This window comes from Streptomyces albus subsp. chlorinus (assembly GCF_013302895.1).
In the GTDB taxonomy this organism is placed as follows: Bacteria; Actinomycetota; Actinomycetes; order Streptomycetales; family Streptomycetaceae; genus Streptomyces; species Streptomyces chlorinus.
Genome location: NZ_VJOK01000002.1, coordinates 1 through 17,550, shown reverse-complemented (window position 1 = coordinate 17,550; position 17,550 = coordinate 1). Strand labels below are relative to the sequence as shown.

The window sequence follows — 17,550 nt, the reverse complement described above, 5'->3', positions numbered from 1 at the left end:
CGGCGGGCCGGCGAGATCGCCGCTCGCCGCCAGGAGCCGGCCGCCCGGCTGGCCGCGGCCAACCGCATGGGTCTGCCCGTCCTGCGCGGTGCGGAACGGCGCTCGGTGGAGGAGTATCTGCGCGGTCTGGAAGAGCAGGCCGCCCGGCTCGCCGAGGAGATCGCGCAGGCCGAGCAGCAGGGTGAGCGGGCCGCTGTCACCGCCGGGGAGCCCGCCCGCCACGAGCAGGTCCTGGCCGAATGGCGGGAGTGGGGCGGGGACGTCGACACGGCTCTCGCCCGGGCGCGGACCACGGCGGGGGAGGACGCGAGGGCTGCCGCCGCCGAGGCCCGGCGCATGCGTGAACGGGCGGGCAAGCTGCGCGAGAAGGCTGCCGCGCTGCGCCGGGAAGCCGGTGTGCGCGCCACTCTTCCCGACGACCGGCGTGCCGCTGAGCAGGCCGCCCGCGCGCAGCAGGCCCGCGCCCCGCAGCAGCGTCCGGCACCGCCCGCGGTGCAGCAGCGCCCGGACTCCTCCCGCCGTGAGGGGCCCCGCCGGGGGAGGTGACTCCCGCCGTGAGGGCCCCGCCGGGAGAGATGGATCGCGCCGTGGCGGTCCGGGTGCGGCAGGGTGCCGCGGGCAGGTGCGGTCTCCTCCGCCGCCCCGGGGCCGGAGGCGGGGCGGCGCGCGTCGGCGGGCCTGCCGCCCCGCCGGAAGACCGCCTGCCGGAAGGCTCCTCGCCGGAAGACCCCCGCCGGAGGCCGCTCACCAAGGCCCCCAGAGGCCCCCGCCGGAAGACCTCGCCAGAGGCACCCACCGGAAGACCGCCCACCGGAGGGCCGCCCACCGGAGGGCCGCCGTCCGCGGTCGGCACGCTCGCCCGTCCCGCCGGGGGCTGCGGGAGCCGTCCTCTGCCGGTGAGCGCCGCACCCGGCCTCAGGAGCACGGGAGGGCGGGGGCGGGGGGCGGCCGAGGCGGCGGGGGCGAGTGGCGCGCACCTTCCGGGTGCCGGGCGGCCGAGACGGCGGGACGGGTGGCGCGGCACCTTCCGGGCGCCGGGCGGGGTCACCCGTGGTTGCCGCGCCCGTCGGTGAGCAGGCCGGTCACGGTGGTGAAGCGGCGCTCGCCCGGGTCCCAGGTGACCGCGGTGTGCGGGGCCTTGAGCGCCCGGTCAGCGGCGGCCATGACCGCCCGGTGCACCGGCCCGGCCAGGCCGGCGTCGTCCACCAGGTGGGCCCACTCGCAGGGCCGGCACACGATCCGCCAACGCCCCGGGGAGGTTTCCGTCACCGAGGCCACGGCGATGTCCGGCGGGCGCATACGGGTGTCGCACATGTGGCACAGCCACGGCCAGGCTGGCACGGCGATCCACTGCGGGCCGCCCGAGGGGGACGGCCTGCGGAAGACGGTCTCCAGGGCGCGGGCGAGTTCTTCCGCGTCCACCGCCCGGCCGGCGGGCGCGGGCGGCGCCGGTGGGGGGACCGCGGGGTGCGCGATGAGCGGGGCGGCGGCTCCTTCCACGGCCCGCTGCCGGTCCGCGCTCCGCCGGGCGGTCTCCTCCCGTCCGGCTGCCGGGGGCGGGGACAGGACGGTGACGCCCGCGCCGGTGAGCATGCGCAGGTCCAGGGTCCACGCGCGGGCCGAGCGCTGCCGCCAGAGGGCGAACGCGGCCCGCACATGGGCCTCGGCCCCGGCCTCGGTCATCCCGGTCACGGACCGCAGGTGGGCCAGGGCCGTCTCGCGTTCTCCTCTGACCTCGGCCAGTCCGAAGTGGGTGACGGTGTGGCAGGCGGTGCACAGGCACACCAGCCGCCGCAGCCGCTGCACCCCGCTGTCCTCGTCGTAGTCCCAGCGCTCGTGCGCCTCCAGCCACCGCCGCCGGCCGCGGTCCTCGCCGCGCCCGCACGCCTCGCACCGCTGACCGGCCCTCGAGGTGATCATGCGCCGCAGCCGTTCCCAGTCGCGTGGCGCCACGCACGAGCGGACGTTGGTGAACCAGCACGAGGCAGGCACCAGGTCCACGAAGAGCCCGCTCCCGAAGGACCGGTCCTCTCCGGGGAGCAGTGCGGGGACGTCGGGCAGCGCCGCCCACCGCTCCAGGCCCGGCATACCCGGCCGGGGCGCGAACCAGCGCCTGGCGGCCGGGTCCCATCGGGCCCCCATCTCCTTGGCCTCGTCCTTCTCCGCGAAGGGCACGTCCAGCCAGACGCGGGCCATCCCCACCCCTTCCTCGCCTTCCTCGCCTTCCCCGCCTTCTTCGCCGCTCGCTCCAGCCGATCCTCGTCCCGGTGCCCGCCCGGAGGGAAGACGGCCGGGGACACGCCACTGCGGGCGCTCCCCGGCCGCCTTGGCGAGGCCCCGGGGGAGGCCCTTGGCCCCGGGGCGGCGCCGGCACACGGTTCTGTGACGAAGTCGGGGCCGAACTGCCGCTGCCCGGCGGCCTGTTCGGCTCACCGGGCGCCGCGGAGATCACTAGGCTGAGACCGCCGGAACACCGGCTTCGTGATGAAGGAGTGGCGTGTCTGGGATACCCGACGTAGTACTTGACGAGATCAGGCCCGGCACCTGGGACGAGCTGGATATCGGCGCCTTCGACGCCCTCCTGGCCTCGATGGACCAGGCCCAGGAGGTCTGCGCCGCCCGCATCGGCCACGCCGAATCCCGCTTCGGCGCCGGGCAGCGGGAGAGCGAGCGCTGGCTGGGCGTCAGCCGCCGCATCAGCCGGTGGCGCACGGTGATCCGCCCGGACAACCAGGAGGCCGTCGAGGCGGCGCGCGCCTACTGCGACCAGGTGGTCGACGACTACGCCACGGCGCGCCCCCTGCACGAGGCCGTGGCCGACGGCAGGGCCCTGTCCCTGACCCCGGAGGGCACAGCGATCCGCTTCGAGGACCGCTGGTGGGTCGCCAGGGAAGACCGCTACGCCGTGCTCGACGCGGGAAGCGCCGAGGACGCCGCGCTGATCGCCACGCTGGAGCGGCACGCGGCCGAACTGGCGCGGGTGGCGCGGGCGGAGGCGGAAGACGTCGCACAGGCCGCACCACGGCGGAACGGGGAGCGCTGACAGTGGCCGACGAAGACAACAACGCGCAGGCCCTCACCGGCCGCGACTACGAGACGCAGCTGCTGGGACGGCTGTGGCGGAAGCCCGAACTCGTGGCCGACGTGAGGGGGACGCTGACCCCCGGCCACTTCAGCAGCCCCTCCCACGCGGCCATCTACCAGGCGCTGGTGGAGACCCACTCCGATACCTTCCCCAGGAACTCGGAGGGGACCCGGGAGCTGTCGGACCGCTGGCGCGCGGTGGACGACTGGCTGGAGACGGCGGGCGTGCCCTTGCGGGAGCTGGACGACGTGCTGCGGGTCTCGCGGCTGCGCTCGGCCGACGACTCCGTCAAGGCACTCACCCTGCAGGACGAGGTGCGCGAGGTCGTCGGGGAGTACAACGCGTATCTCCGCCGGGCCGGCGGATCCCTGGACGCGGCGGGAGAGGCGGTCGACAAGGCGCTCCCACCGCTCCCCTCCTATCCGCCGCCTCCGGCCGAGCCGCCCGACCAGCCGGTCGTGGTCGTCGTCGCCGGCGCCGAAGGCAGCGGCATGGAGGCGGTCTCCCTCCTCGCCCGCCAACAGCTCGCGGGCCGGGGGCACGTCGTCGACCTCGGCGGCGCGTACCCGCCCGGCCACCCCGCCCACCAGGCCGTCGAGGAGTCCGGGGCCCGCACACCGCAGGACAGGCACCTGGCGGCGGCCCAGTACGCCATCGGCCTGCGGGCCAACACCGTCCTGCGCACGGACGCGCGGGATCCGCAGGCACTGGCCATGGACATGATGCGCTTCCAGGAGGCCGGATACCGCATCGAGTTCGCGGCGGTGACCACGCCGGAGCCCATCCGCCGGCTCAACGCCCTCGAGACCCACCTCGGCGACCGCCGCACCGCCCGCAGGCCCTTCACCCCCGCACCGGACCGGCTGGCCGAGAGCGCCGAACGCGCCGCGGCGATGGGCGCGGACGTGCGGATCTTCCGGCCCGACGGAGCGGCCGTGGACACCGCCGGGATCAGGTCGGGCAAGCGGACCCCGACGCAGGTGATCGAGGCCGAGCGCGGGCGCGGCCTGAGCGACGAGGCGGCGGTGCGGGTGGTGGCGAAGGCCGCCCGGCTCGCCGCCCGGACCACCGACTGGGTCGGTCAGGAGACCGCCCGTGAGGCCGCGGCGACGGCCGCCGGATCCAGCAGCCGGTGGAACTGGGTCGTCGAGGCGGCCGTCGAACGCCGGGAGCGGCCCCGGGCACCGCGCTGGGGCGCCGGCCGCCGCACCCGCGACGCCGGGCCGCTGGCGGCCTACAGCGACGCCCAACTGCAGAGCCTGCTGGAGGGCAGCCTGCGCCGCTACCAGAAGGCCGACCAGGAGGCGAACCGCGCTGAGCTGCGGCGGAAGGAACTCAGCGACCGGGGCGAGTCGCTGCGGGCGCAGGCATTCGAGGACACCTCGCATTTCGCCCGCGAAAGCGCCAACAACTACCGGGACGCCGTGATCGACGTCCTCGCCGAGGAACGCCGCCGCGCCTCCCTCTCCCCCCGCCAGCGGCAGGCCGAACTCCAGGCGGTGCAGCGGCGCACGGCCCGTGCGGCGGCCCGGGTGCAGCCCCCGCCGGCCCAGCGCACCGCCATCGGGTTCGCCCAGCCCGCCCGGCCCAGGACCGCTCTGCGCCGCTGAGCGGGTGCCGGACGCGGGCGCCGCCCGCGTCCGGCACCCCCTCCTCACACCCTGGCCGAGGGCGTCCTGCGCACCGGCGCCGGCATCACCGGCGCCGGTGCCTGCGGCGCCCGCTGGGCGACCGGGACGGGCACCCGCTTGAAGGCCGGGTTCTTCGGGAGGACCGACTTGGGCGGATGGGCCTCCGCCAGCTTCGAGGCGTGCACCCTGGCGCCGTTGGCGAAGGCACGCAGCTTGTCCATGTCCGCCTTGGCGAACCGGCCCGGGGTCTGCGCCTGGGCCCGCTCCGCCCGGTCCAGCAGCCGCTTCGCCGCGTCGGCCACGTCACCGGCCTTCCCGGCGGCCGTCCACTGGTCGTAGGTGTGCGGCTTCTTGGCGGGAAAGGGGTCCTGCCTCTTCCAGGCGGCACCGAGTTCGTCGACGAGAGGGTGCCGGCGCTCGGCGCCGATCAGCTTCCTGCCCATGTCGCTCTTCTGCCAGGCGACGAGCAGCTCGGCCAGGCGGATGTTGCCCGCCTGCGCCGCCTGCGGGGACTCGTAGGGGGCCGCGCCGGGGAGGTTGCCGGGCGGCCTGGTGCGGGCCAGCCGCGCCGCGTGGGCGTAGCTGGCGTCCGCGAACGCGTCCAGGGCGGCGATGTCGCGCGCCGAGTAGCGGCCCGGATGGCGCTTGTTGGCCTCCCGGGCCTTCTCCCGCACCTCGTGGGCGCGGGCCGCGAGCCGCCCGTACAGCCGGGCGGCATCCCGGAAGGAGCCCTGCCTGTCCGGGGCCGGGAGCGCCTGCCACGCCTCGCGGAACGCCCTGAGGGCGGGGTCGCTCGCCCGGACGAGGCGCTGGCCCATCTCCGTGCCGGCCCACTCCTTGAACCTCTGGGTGACGCCCGCGGCGGCCCGCCGGGCCTCGTTCCGCATCAGCTGCACGTCACCCTGGGCGTGCGCGTACCCGCCGTCCGGTCCGTAGCCGGGGAACGGATGGCGCAGCGCGGCCAGTTCCCGGTCCACCGCCTCGGGCGAGGCCGTGGGCAGGCTGTCGCGCGGCAGCTGGCGCAGCAGTTTGTTGTACCCGGCCGTGGCGTGGCTCAGCTGCCGCAGGTCGCGGACGATCCCGGCCGTGGCCGGGTTCCCCTCCCGCTCCAGCTGGTCGGCGAGCGCGCCGGAGAGCCGGGCGTAGGTAGCGGTGGAGTTCTGCCCGATGTCCACCCACAGCCGCTTCCAGTGCCCGTTGGGCACCACGTACTTGCGCCACCCGGTGTCCCCGACGAGCGCGGCGGTGGTGCGCCGCATCCGCCGCGTCGCCTCGCGGGTCGCCTGCAGCTGCTCCCACAGCGGGTTGCCGCGCAGGGCCTCGGCGTGGGCGTCGACGGCGGCCAGGGCGCTGTCGACCGCGGCCGCGCCGTTCGGCTCGGCTTCCTCGAACAGGCCCGGGGCCGCGGCGACGGCGCCCGCCTCGGCCCAGGTCCGGCGCAGGTTCTGGTATTCACCGCGGACTTCCCCGCTGATTCCGCGCAGGGGCCCCGGGAGGCTGTTGAGGGCCTGGCGCAGCCCCTCGTCCCCCCACGGTACGTCCGCCACGGGCTGCTCCGTCATTCACATCCTCCTTCGGGCGCGGGACGACGGGCGGCCGTCACAGGGCGGTGGCCTGGCGGACCGCTTCGGCCTCGGCCGGGTGCGCGGAGTCGGCGGTGCCGAACTCGGACGCGGACAGGTACTCCTCGAACGCCTCCGCGGCGTCGGGCCGCGGGGCCGGACGCGGCGGCGCCTCGTGGTGGGTGCCGTTGGCGCAGCTGGCCACCTGCAGGCGGGGCAGGAAGCCGTACAGGGTCGTCAGCCACTCGGCCTCGGCCAGGTCGCGGCCGGGGGAGGGCTGGCAGTAGGTGCGCACCCAGCCCGCGTACAGCGCGGTCAGGTGCTCGCGCACCGGCGGGTGGCGGTACCAGCACTCGGGGATCTGGTTGTGCAGCTCGAACGTGCCGCGCAGCCACTCCACCCACCCGGCCAGCTCCCGCATCCTGGCGCGGCGCTCGGCCGGTGTCATGGCCGACCACACCCAGCCGTAGGCGGCGGACTCCTCCTCCGGCATGTCCGGCAGCTCGGGCCACAGCGAGGCCGGGTCCTCCATGCCGTCCAGGCCTTCCACGGTGTACTCAGACATCAGCGGCCTCCATAGGGGTCGTGCCGGTCGAAGGGTTCTTCTCCAGGGAGATCCCGGCCGGCCCGGGGGCGGCCAGGAGTTTTTTGAGGTCCTTGTCGCGGAAAGTCAGCCGCATCCGCACCTTGACCGGCGGCAGGTTGGTGTACTGCGCGATCGCGGTGAACTCGGCGAGCTGCTGCAGCGCGTGGACGGGGGCCAGGTCGGTCTCCACGACCGACACCTGCGTCGAGTGGTCGCCGCCGCGCCCCCGGGTGGTCGATTCGCGCCGCACCTCGGTGCGGCCGTAGAGGCCGGAGAAGTAGCGCAGGGTCTCCAGGTCGCCGCAGCCGGGCAGCAGCATGCGCATCCCGGACGCGGACAGCACCGTGTTCGCCTTCTGCTGCCCGAGCCGGTCGCGCAGCTGGGACAGGTCGTGCCACACCGTCAGCAGGCTGATGCCCATGCCGCGGCCGGTGGTGAGGATGTTCGGCAGCCGCGGGTAGCGCAGCATGTTGCCCGCCTCGTCGACCATCACGCCCAGCGCCGGATCGAGGGGGAGTCCGGTGGAGTTGTAGCGGGCCTCGGCGCCGTGGATGATCGAGGCGATCAGGGAGGTCAGCAGCGGGGCGAAGCGCTCCGCGTCCGCCTCGGAGGCGATCAGGCACACGGTGCCGTTGCTCTCCAGCAGCTCCTCGACGGTGAAGTCGGTCCCCGAGCTGGTCTCGCGCACCTCCTCGTCCGCGTAGACGCGGGCCAGCACGTTGAGGGTGAACTGGATCGAGCCGATGCCGTCCTCGTGCAGCCGCAGCCACGGGGAGGCGTAGTCGTCGGCCGTCTCCTGGTGGCCGTGGGCCAGCAGCACGGCCCGCACGTGGTCGACGGCGTCCTTGCCCAGCGACAGCCAGCGGCGCATGTCGCCCACGCCGCCTCCGTTCAACCGGGCGGCCAGCAGGACGCCCTTGAGGACGTTGCGGGCCTGGTCCACCCAGGGGGCGGCCCGCTTGTCGTCACCGGAGGCGGAGGCCTCGGCCATCCAGGCGGCCATCCGCTCGGCGGACTTGGCGTCCACGCAGTAGTCGACCGGGGACCAGCGGTGCGTCGCCCGGCCCGGGATGCCGGCCGGGGCGATCACCCAGACGGGCCCCAGCGCGCGACGGCGGGCGTAGATGACGTCGAGGTCGGCCGCCTTGGTGGTGGTGATGACCAGCGGGCCCTGCCACTCGGCGGCGTTGGGCAGCACCAGCCCGGTCGTCTTGCTGCTGCCGGGGACACCGAAGACGGTCGCGGAGATGTTCGGCTGGGTGGCGACCAGTTTCCCGGTGCGCATCCCGCGCCCCGCTGTCAGACGGCCGGCCCGCCTGGCCGGATCCCGCGGCGCGGTCAGCCTCCGCTCGGTCTTCGCCCCGCCCCACTGGGCGCCGCCGGTACGGCCGCCGAACCGCACCAGGGACAGCACTTTGACCACGGCGGTCACCGAGACCACCACCAGCAGGGCGGACAGCGTGTAGAAGAGCCAGGCGGGCGGTGCCGGGTCGAAGACCGAGGCGGGGCCCTCGACCAGGGCGCCGGCCACCGTTGCGGGGACGGACGAGGAGGAGCGGGCCCAGCCCTTCCCCGCGAGCAGCGCCGCCAGCGGCCCGGCCAGCAGCACCGACCCGCCCACCACGCCGGCCGCTCCCGCCGTGTAGGCGGCCAGGACCGTGCCGTCCGACACCCCTCCCGCGGCGCCCGCCGGGCCGCTGCGCTGGACCATCTACATCACCATCCGCTCGTCCGTCTCGAAGAGCTTCTCCTCGATGTGCGAGAGCATCAGCTGCACCGCGTGCCCGCCGCTGCGGCCCACCTTCCACAGCGCCCGGCCCCGCTGCCCCGCCCCCCAGGAGGCGATCAGGTCGCACTCCGCGTCGGTCAGACCGATGGCCTCCCGGGTCAGGTTGAGGGGCGCGGTGTCCTGCGCGAGCTGGATACGGGTCTCGCAGCTGGCGATCAGGTCCTTGGCGATGGCCACCGCCTCCGACCCGGCCGCGCCCACCGCCTCGAAGTCGGAGAGCCGGTGGGTGGCCAGCACCTGGATGGTGCCGGTCGCCCGGCTCAGCCGCAGGTCGGCGTCGACCTTGCGGACCATGGCCGCCCCGCCGCTGCGCATCTGGCGCCACAGCTCGTCGCGGACCACCAGCCACGGGCGGGAGCCGGGGCGGTCGATGGCGCTCTGCGCCCAGGAGGACACGCAGGTGAGCACCATGGCGATCGTGTCGTCCCCGTACGACTCCAGCGCGGAGACGTCCACGGACTGGATCGGCGCGTCCCAGTCCAGGCCGATGGAGGTCTCCTTGTCGAAGAGCCCCGCCAGATGGCCGGTGATCATGCCGCCGAGCGCGGCACGCAGCGAGGCCATCTGCTCGCGGGCCAGCTGCACGTCGTCGCCCCGCACCCGCATCTCCCGGGCCATCTGCGCCGTGGGGTCCTTCAGCTTCTCGTAGACCAGGGGAAGCGTCGGGATGCGCAGCCGGTCCTGTCCGTAGAGCTCGCCGGTCACCTCCCGCAGGGCCACATCCAGGCACTCCTCCTCCTGGGGCGCCAGGTTCCGCCGCAGCTGCAGCTCCAGCAGCGCCTGCAGCAGGGTCAGACGCCGCCGGTGGATCTCCTGGAGCCGGGCCTTGTACTCCTCCCGGTCGGTGATGTCCTCCAGCTCGTAGCCCAGCGGCCCCGCGTCCAGCGGGTTGAGGCGCCCGGGCATGCCCGGTCCCAGCCGCACCGGCTCCACCCCCAGGTGCCGGCACAGCGCCCGGTACTCGCCCTTGACGTCCCCGGCGATCAGGGTGCGGTGGCCCAGGGCCATCATGCGGAAGGCCAGGGCCTTGATGTGGGCGCTCTTCCCGGAACCGGGGATGCCGGTGATCATCACGTTGGGGTTGGTGCACAGGCCCTCGCTGACCCAGGCGGTCGGATGGGCGCTGAACGCCTGCTGGGTGAGGGTGTTCCAGCCGATGTAAACCCCGATGGAGGGGAGCGAGGCGCCGTGCAGGAACGGGTAGATGCCGCTGGCGCGCGAGGTGTCGGCGCGGAAGACGTCCGCCTTGTTGAAGGAGGCCGCCCGGCCGGCGAAGGGCTGGTTCCAGCCCTTGCGGGGGGCCACCCGCATCGCCGTCTCGGGGTCCTCCAGCATCCGCGAGCGGCGCAGCTCGCGGGCGCTGGGCTGCGGGGCCTGGGCGGGCTGCTCGCCGCCGGGGCCGAACAGGTCGGTCAGCGGGCGGGCCTTCAGCGAGCTGTCGTCGTCCGCCGGCCGGCGGGGCGTGAGGGAGAGCCTCATCAGATCCCCACCCGCCGATCGGGCAGGCCCTGGGCCAGGGGCAGCGCGGAGGCGGCGAAGGCGTCGTCCTGCGCCCCCCACACCCGCCGCAGCTCCAGGCCGGCCGCCGAGGCGTCCGCCTGGAGGTCCGCGCACGCGATCTCCAGCTGCTCGGGGTCGGTGACGGTGACGGCGATCAGCGCGGTGAGCCGCACCACGCCGTGCCCGGCCGCGCGCGCGGCGTCCTGCGCCCGGGCGGTGATCGCCTCCCGCCGCTCGTCCTCGCTCTCCGCCCGGCCGGTCTTGGCCCGCAGGCCGCGGGCGGCGTCCCGCTTGGTGCGCTCCCGGGCCAGCTCCTTGCGTGCCTTGGCCGGCCCGATCGGCTCGTAGACGAGGGAGAGCGAACGGCGGGCGTTGTGCCGGGGCTTGAGCAGCGGCTGGAGGAAGGTGGCGTACACCTCGCTCTGCGGGAAGCCGCGGACCTGGTAGCTGACGGTCCAGGCGCCGTCGTGCCGGTAGACGCCCCACTGGGTCTCGGCCGCCGCCGGCCCGGCCAGTTCCGGGTCGACGCCGCGGGGGGTGCCCTGCCAGCCGGGGCTGGTGGCCGCCGCGTTGTTGCGCTCGGCCAGCATCAGGTGCGCCTCGGGGTCGTAGGCGGTGCGGATCGCCTGGGCCACGCCGCGCGGGTCGAGCCACTCGGTGACCTGCAACCCGGCGCTGCTGAGCGCCGGTTGCAGGGCGTTGAGCTCCCTGACCAGCACCGCGGCGGCGCCGCGCTGCCCGCCGCCGGAGCCCTTGATGGCCAGGCGGGCGCGGAAGGCGGAGAGGGTCACCGCCAGGTAGGTCTCGCGGATGGTGGCGGCCGGGCCGGCGCCCGCCATCAGCTGGTCGAGGGCTTCGACGGCCGCGGGCGGCGCGTCCTGGGAGATGTGCCGTTCCGTCCAGGAGCGCAGCGCGGCCCCGTCGTCGGGCAGGGAGCGCTGGTGGACGGCGATTCTGGTGATCAGCCCGTCCTCCTTGCACTGGCTGCGCAGCACCGCCCCCCAGGCGGCCACCCTGGCGTTCTGCCTCTCGGTGTCCACCAGCGCCAGGCCGGGGTGGGAGATGCGGCACACGGCGGTGTAGGTGTTGTCGACGGGGTTGTGCATGATGCCCAGCTGGCCGCCCATGCCGTCGGGCGCCTCCAGCAGGTGGAGGCGGGCCAGGGTTCCGGGCAGGTCCATGGGCTGGCGCCCGTCCTTGGCGCGGGGCGCGAAGAAGCCGGAGAAGAAGAGGTTTCTGCTGGTGGCCACGGCGATCTGGTGCCTTACTGCGAGGGTGATCCACTGGTCGGCCGACAGCCCCAGCACGCGTCCGTAGGCGAGCAGCAGAAGGAGGGCCGCCAGCGGGAGGGCGAGGATGGCGCTGGACAGGGACCGGGTGTACAGCGGGATCAGGGCGATGACCGAGGCGGCCGCCACCAGGGCGAACCCGGTCCCGCTGAGGTTGCCGATGAACCCGCTGCGCTCCGACTGCCAGCCGCTGTAGGTGACCGGTTCGGCACTCGGCACGGGTCAGCTCCCTTCGGGCGGGGCCGCGGGCGGCGGCGGAGGAGGTGCGGGCTGCGGTGGTGTGGAGGGCGGGGCGGGCGGTGGTTCCGTCTCGGGCACGGACGCCGGCTGCGCGGGCGGCGCGCTGTCCGGCTGCTGGGGGCCGCCCGAGCCGGAGGAGCCGGAGGAGCCGCCCGAGCCGGGGGCCGCCTCCTCCGCGCCGCGCCGCGGAACGACGACGTGGCGCCCGCCCTGGGCCGCGTGGTCGAGACCGGCGTGGGCGGCGGTGTTCTGCGCGGTGCTCTCCAGCATGTCCTTGCCGAGAGCGGCCAGTTGCATCCCCATGCCGACGGTCCCGCCCACCTTCGAGCCGAAACTGCCGCTCTTGCGGCCCAGCATCGCCTTGGACCAGAACCCCCGGCCTCCGCCGCCACCGCCTCCGCCGTCGCCGCCGCCGGAGGAGTTCGCGTTGTCCGCCTCCAGGGCCCGGGTGTAGCCGCTGCCGCCGCCGACCGTCCCGGCACCGCCGAGGGACGGGTTGTAGCCGCCGAAGGCGCTGGAGACCGAGGAGCCGATGGAGCTGAGCATGCCGGAGGCGGCGCTGTTGCCGGCGCCGGCGGTGGTGAACGTCATGAACTTGGCGATGGCCGGCCAGGCGAAGCACGACAGCAGGAAGATGATCAGGCCGACCAGGACGTTGCGCACGCCCTCCGCGTGGCCCATCGCCGTGAAACCGATGCTGAAGCAGATGACGATCACCGGCTTCATCAGGATGAGCGTGATCAGCGCGTTGCGGGCCTTGGGCCACCACTCGCTCGTCGCGTCCGACATCTGCCCGGCCAGGGCGAGCGGCATCACGGTGACCAGGATCATGATCCCCGCCTGGCGGATGAGCATCTCCACCCACAGCATGCCGACCGCCAGGATGCACAGGATGCTGATGACGATGACGAAGCCGACCGAAGCGGGCGCGATCCCGCTCCCGGTGACCAGCGCGGTGGCGGCCGTGGCCCCCCCGCTGCCGCTGACCAGCCCGGTGAACATCGTGCCGAGCTGCTCCTTCATCGCCTTGGAGGCGTCATCGGAGGTGCCCGAGCCGCCGTTGAGGGTGTAGTTGATCAGGGCGGTGCTGAAGGTGTCCGACCACTCCAGAGCGACCTGGGTGGCGGTCACATACACCCCCAGGATGACCCCCCACTTGGCCAGGCCCGTGATCGCGGTGACCAGCGGGGCGCCCTTCTGGGAGACGGCCAGCTTCCCGAACTGGAGGAGCAGCAGGAAGGTGGCCACCAGCGCCGAGATCCCGATCATGAAGCCCATGACCGGACCGATGCCGGTCTTGGACAGCTGGATGGTGGAGACGCTGTTGAAGATGCCGGCGAACTTCTTCAGCAGCCAGATGACGGAGTTGCCCAGCGCGCCCGCGGCCTCCTCCAGCGCTTTGGCCGCCGCCTCGGAGATCTTCCCGGCTATCCAGGTCAGCGGCGTCTTGGCCGGCGGCGGGTACTTGTAGGCCCCCTCGTTCTGGCACTCCTGGAACGGCTTCTTGTCCTTCTTGACGCAGTCGGTGAGGAATTTCTTGATCTTCTCGTAGTCGGGCTGGTTGTGGTCGGCCTTCTCCAGCCACCGCGCGAGCTGGTTCTCCTCGTACCGGCGCGCTTCCTCGGGGTCGGTGGAGCCCTCCCCGACGCAGACGGTGCCGGGCAGCTCGCAGTCCCGGGCCGCCCGGCAGGTGTTCCCGGTCTTGTCCGTGTCGACGTCGCAGTACTCGCCGGTCTTCTTGTTGATGCCGACGCGCGCTCCGGCCAGCTCCTCGGGGATGGGGTCCGGCGGCTTGGCCCCGGCGTAGGCGGCCGAGCCCAGCGTCAGGAGCACCAGGAGCAGCGTCCCCAGTACCGTCGCGCACCGGGCGAGCGGTCTAGCCATCGGTCACCTCCCGCCAGCCGTCCCGGAACGCGTAGGTGCTGTGCGGGTCGTAGCTGCGCGGCCCGGTCGACTTGCGCACCCACTTCCGCTCCTGGGTGACCTTCCAGTCGCCGTCCTTCCAGGTGACGATGAGGTTGTCGACCTCGTCCCTGAGCGGCTGGTCGTCGGTGCCCTTCTTCGGGCTGGTGGCGTAGCGGTCGAAGACCATCCACACCTGGACGACGTCGCCCTCGGTGTCGAGGCTGCGGGTGAGCACCGCCTTGACGTTCGTGGTGAAGGCCAGCCCGTTCGGCGGCCCTCCGGAGGGGGGCAGCCCCACGCCCTCGCGCACCTTGCGCACCTCCGAGACCCCGTTGCGCACGGCCGGGTCCGAGGGACTGGCGGCGATGGTCCGCAACTGCCGCCCGGCGGCCTGGTCGTCGATGAGGCTCAGGTCCTGCCAGTAGGAGACGGCCGCCGACGTGGCGCCCAGCGGTGAGTGCGGGAAGCCCGTGCCGATGCCGTTCCTGGAGGACCTGGGCTTCAGCAGCGGCACCCGCCGAGCCGTGGCGGGGGTGTAGGCGGCGTACTTCTTGCCGCCCGGAGCCGGCGAGGAGGCGCTCTGCTCGGGTGAGGGCTTGGCGCGGGGCGCGGCGGAGTCGCCGCCGCTCAGGCTCCGGGCCGTCAGAAGACCGCCACCGGCCAGCACGACGGCCGCGGCCGTACCCAGCACGACGAGACGCAGCCGGGCGCGCCGCGCCTTGGTCCTGTGGTCCATCCTCAGCCCTGCGACATGTTGTAGAAGGCCATGACCAGGCCCGAGGTCACCCCGATGCCCATGCCGGAGACCAGACTCCAGATGATGGCCTGCTTGCCCCGGGCCGCCAGACCGCCGCGTTCGCTGTTGTGGCCGATGCCCACGCACGCCCAGCCGACCAGCCCGCCCAGGACGGCCAGCCCCAGACCTATTCCCGCGGCCCAGCCGAGGATCGTCCCGGTCGGGGTCTTGAGGGTCTCGGGGACGGTCGGATTGACGTCCGGCACCGGACCGTCGGCAAGGAGGTTCAGGGTGTCGATCGTGAGGCTCATGCGGGCACCTTCTCGGGAAGGACGCGGGTGTCGACGGACAAGGGGGCGGGGGTGGGGGCCGCGGGAAGCGGCTCTCCCCACGTCTGACGGGCGGAGGCCAGCACAGCCCGTGCCAGCTCCTGCCCTGCCGCGAGCGTCTTCGGCCTGACACGGTGCGCGTCGCTCATCCCGTGGGTGCGGATGTGCGCGTCGTGGGGCACGGAGACGACGGCGAAGGCGTGCGACTGGAGCATCGTGGCGGCGGCCCGGACAGGAGCGGGCGAGCGCCCCTCCCCGGTGGACAGGAGAGCGACGACCGCCCGCTGCAACGGCAGCCCCTCGGCCACGGCCGCCTTGACCGCGACCTGGAGGGCCTGCACGCCCGGCCCGGTGGCGGCCGCGCACAGCACGGGCACCGCGCAGGGCAGCGAGCACCAGGCGGCGGTCCGGCCCGCTCGCCCGGCGGACCGCGCGGCGATGATGTCCTGGGCCACGGCGTGTGCGGTGTCGGCGATGACGGCCTGCCAGCCGCCGGCCGCCGCCAACTGGTACCAGGCGGCCGGGTCCGCGGGCAGGGGGAGCGGGGCGCTGCTCCACTCCTGATGGTCGGTCAGCACCTGCCATTCGCGGCCCTCGGGAGCGGGACACGCGGAGGCGGCGTCCCGTATGCGCTGCCGGGAGGCGGGCCGGTCGGGCGGTATGGACGCCAGCCCGGCGCCGGGCCGGGCGCTCCAGAAGGGCCAGGGCGAGGCAAGCCGGGGAGCGGTGTCCAGGACGGCCGCGGACCCCGCCGAGGAGAAGACAGCCGCGAGGAGCCCCGCGGTGGTGGACCGGCCGCTGCCGCCGGCGGGCCCCAGCACGGGTATCAAGAGGCGGGAGTGCGCCGGGAGTACGCCCAGCGTCGGCGGTCTCTTGGACACCTTTCCCCCACGGATTTGCCGGTGTAATGCAATCTGAGACAAGTCTGATGGGGCATCAGAAGTGAGATCGGCCCCTGTGTTGGCCGCATTCTATGGTCGCACTCGCGTTCCATGCAGGTGCTCGGGCCCCCGTGACCCACCCGAGAAGAAACCAGGTGGATTTAGACGGACAAAAACCAGCATTCCCGGCAGGAAATAGTCACTCCTTTGTGACAGTTACCACAGGAGAGGTGCACGAAACGGGTGTGACAATGTGAGCCGAGTCGGACCGCGGTCTTGCCGTTCCCTGTCGACGGATCGTGCACGCGGCGCCGCGGGGCAGCGCTCATCCGCGTAGGGGGACGGCCGTTTGAGCAAGATTCGCACGTTGCAAATCATGTGCAGCGCGCTGGTGGCGCTCCTCTTCACCCTCACCTTCGGGATCCTCATGCTCCTGGTCATCACCCTGGACGATGACGAAGGAGGAGGCGGCGGCGGGGCCGAACTGGCGGCGGGCTCCCTGAAGATCGGCAAGGGCGGCGTGCCCGCCGCCTACGCCGGACTCATCCAGAAAGCCGCCGCCAGCTGCAAGGCCGGACTGCCCGCAGCCATCCTGGCCGCCCAGCTCAACCAGGAGTCGGGATTCCGGGCCAACCCCGGCAAGAGCAGCGCGGGCGCACTCGGCATAGCCCAGTTCATGCCGGACACCTGGTACGGCCGCAACGGCAGCAAGGGCGCCGGCGTCGACGGCAACAACGACGGCCGCAAGGACCCCCTCGACCCGGAGGACGCGATAGCCGCCCAGGGCAAGATGATGTGCGAACTGCTGCGCTCGGCCAAGAAGCACCCCGAATACAACGGCAGCCCCATCGAACTGGCCCTGGCCGGCTACAACGCCGGCTGGCACCGGGTCGTCCAGTACCGCGGAGTCCCTCCCCGCACCTTCGCCAGGGGCGAGACCTACAACTACGTGAAGAACATCATGGCCAGCTCGGCGAACTACAGCGGCCCCGACCTCGGAGCGGTGACCTCGAAAGGATGGACCCGCCCCGTCGACGGCCCCCTCGGCACCCCCTACCACCAGCGCGGCGGAGCCTGGTCCAGCGGCATGCACACCGGCATCGACTTCACCGTCTCCACGGGCACCACCGTCAAGGCCGCCGGACCCGGCACCATCCACACCGCGGGCCGCGGCGGCGCCTACGGCAACCAGATCGTCATCAAACACGCCGACGGCACCTACAGCCAGTACGGCCACCTCTCGAAGATCTCCGTCTCCGCCGGCCAGCACGTCGAAGGAGGCCAGAAGATCGGCCTCTCCGGCGCCACCGGCAACGTCTCCGGCCCCCACCTGCACTTCGAGATCCGCACCGGCCCGGAATACGGATCCGACATCGACCCCGTCTCCTTCCTGCGCCAACAAGGGGTGAAACTGTGACGGACGAGCCGCAGTTCGCACCATGGGGAACCGTCACCCCGGCCTTCTGGGCGAGCCAGCCCGAACCCAGCCCCCAAAACCCCCTCCCCCAACCCGCCAGGACCCGCGTGCCCGCAGCCCTCGCACAAGGACCGGCGAACGACACCTCGGAACACCCTCCCCCGCCCCCGGAGGAGTACAAAGAACGCGTCGCCGCCATCACAGCCACCTTCACCCCACCCCACGACCCGCAGCGCCTGCAATGGGCCGCACACCAGGCCGAACGCCTCGACCAGGAAGCCACCGCCACCTACGGACCCACCCACACCCACACCATCAGCGTCCGCGAACTGCGAGGCTGGATCGCCCGCCTCCAGGGCGACCCCGCAGCGGCCACCCGCTGGGACCTGCACATCACCCAGCTCCAGGCGGCAGCGTGGGGCATGCAGCACCGGATCACCCGGGCCGGCGCCCAGCGCGCGGTCCGCCACTGGACCGAAATCCCCGACCCCGCCACCCGCCTCGCCCTGAGCAAGGAACTCCTCGGCATGCTCAGCGCGGTCACCGGCGACAACAGCGGACTCAGCCGGCACGTACGCAAACTGATACGCAAAACCCAGG

Annotated in this window: 14 protein-coding genes and 1 pseudogene; 5 read left to right on the top strand and 10 right to left on the bottom strand. The window is 73.6% G+C overall.

What is annotated here, in order from left to right:
- Nucleotides 1-546 (top strand): annotated as a pseudogene (locus FM076_RS32695) (hypothetical protein); the annotation flags it as partial.
- Between the two features lie 498 nt (nt 547-1,044).
- Here the strand turns inward: FM076_RS32695 and FM076_RS33115 are convergent.
- On the bottom strand, nt 1,045-2,196 hold the full coding sequence (locus FM076_RS33115) for a DUF5710 domain-containing protein (protein WP_202034976.1): 1,152 nt from the start codon (nt 2,194-2,196) through the stop codon (nt 1,045-1,047).
- Between the two features lie 301 nt (nt 2,197-2,497).
- Between FM076_RS33115 and FM076_RS32685 the strand changes: the two genes are divergently transcribed.
- Nucleotides 2,498-3,043, top strand: coding sequence for a hypothetical protein (locus FM076_RS32685; RefSeq protein WP_173875168.1), 546 nt, complete (start codon nt 2,498-2,500; stop codon nt 3,041-3,043).
- Between the two features lie 2 nt (nt 3,044-3,045).
- Nucleotides 3,046-4,695, top strand: coding sequence for a DnaB-like helicase N-terminal domain-containing protein (locus tag FM076_RS32680; protein ID WP_173875167.1), 1,650 nt, complete (start codon nt 3,046-3,048; stop codon nt 4,693-4,695).
- A 44-nt stretch (nt 4,696-4,739) separates the two neighbouring features.
- On the opposite strand, the gene FM076_RS32675 is transcribed toward FM076_RS32680, so the two are convergent.
- The 9 genes from FM076_RS32675 to FM076_RS33010 are packed head-to-tail and all read right to left on the bottom strand — an operon-like array spanning nt 4,740 to nt 15,533.
- Nucleotides 4,740-6,278 carry a hypothetical protein gene (locus FM076_RS32675; RefSeq protein ID WP_173875166.1) on the bottom strand — a complete coding sequence of 513 codons (1,539 nt, stop codon included), beginning with the start codon at nt 6,276-6,278 and terminating at the stop codon, nt 4,740-4,742.
- A gap of 37 nt (nt 6,279-6,315) precedes the next feature.
- Nucleotides 6,316-6,843: a hypothetical protein gene (locus FM076_RS32670; protein WP_243275274.1), complete on the bottom strand. Its 528-nt coding sequence runs from the start codon at nt 6,841-6,843 to the stop codon at nt 6,316-6,318.
- Complete coding sequence (locus tag FM076_RS32665; RefSeq protein ID WP_173875165.1) at nt 6,836-8,575, bottom strand: type IV secretory system conjugative DNA transfer family protein; 1,740 nt, start codon at nt 8,573-8,575, stop codon at nt 6,836-6,838. The genes FM076_RS32670 and FM076_RS32665 overlap by 8 nt, the downstream gene beginning before the upstream one ends.
- Nucleotides 8,576-10,132 (bottom strand): type VI secretion protein, encoded by a 1,557-nt coding sequence (locus tag FM076_RS32660; RefSeq protein WP_243275272.1) that lies wholly within the window; start codon nt 10,130-10,132, stop codon nt 8,576-8,578.
- Nucleotides 10,132-11,661 carry an SCO6880 family protein gene (locus FM076_RS32655; RefSeq protein ID WP_173875164.1) on the bottom strand — a complete coding sequence of 510 codons (1,530 nt, stop codon included), beginning with the start codon at nt 11,659-11,661 and terminating at the stop codon, nt 10,132-10,134. Before FM076_RS32655 ends, FM076_RS32660 begins: the two co-directional genes overlap by 1 nt.
- A 3-nt stretch (nt 11,662-11,664) precedes the next feature.
- A complete protein-coding gene (locus FM076_RS32650) occupies nt 11,665-13,566 on the bottom strand; it encodes a hypothetical protein (protein ID WP_173875163.1) in 1,902 nt (633 codons plus the stop codon).
- A complete protein-coding gene (locus FM076_RS34520) occupies nt 13,559-14,323 on the bottom strand; it encodes a hypothetical protein (protein WP_243275270.1) in 765 nt (254 codons plus the stop codon). Before FM076_RS34520 ends, FM076_RS32650 begins: the two co-directional genes overlap by 8 nt.
- A gap of 2 nt (nt 14,324-14,325) precedes the next feature.
- On the bottom strand, nt 14,326-14,634 hold the full coding sequence (locus tag FM076_RS32640; RefSeq protein WP_173875162.1) for a hypothetical protein: 309 nt from the start codon (nt 14,632-14,634) through the stop codon (nt 14,326-14,328).
- On the bottom strand, nt 14,631-15,533 hold the full coding sequence (locus tag FM076_RS33010) for a hypothetical protein (RefSeq protein WP_345945455.1): 903 nt from the start codon (nt 15,531-15,533) through the stop codon (nt 14,631-14,633). The genes FM076_RS32640 and FM076_RS33010 overlap by 4 nt, the downstream gene beginning before the upstream one ends.
- Nucleotides 15,534-15,882: 349 nt before the next feature.
- On the opposite strand from FM076_RS33010, the gene FM076_RS32630 reads away from it, so the two are divergent.
- Nucleotides 15,883-16,950 (top strand): peptidoglycan DD-metalloendopeptidase family protein, encoded by a 1,068-nt coding sequence (locus FM076_RS32630; protein WP_243275268.1) that lies wholly within the window; start codon nt 15,883-15,885, stop codon nt 16,948-16,950.
- Nucleotides 16,947-17,550, top strand: a 604-nt coding sequence (locus tag FM076_RS32625) for a hypothetical protein (RefSeq protein WP_173875161.1), incomplete at its 3' end; no start/stop codon positions are given. The genes FM076_RS32630 and FM076_RS32625, both read left to right, overlap by 4 nt.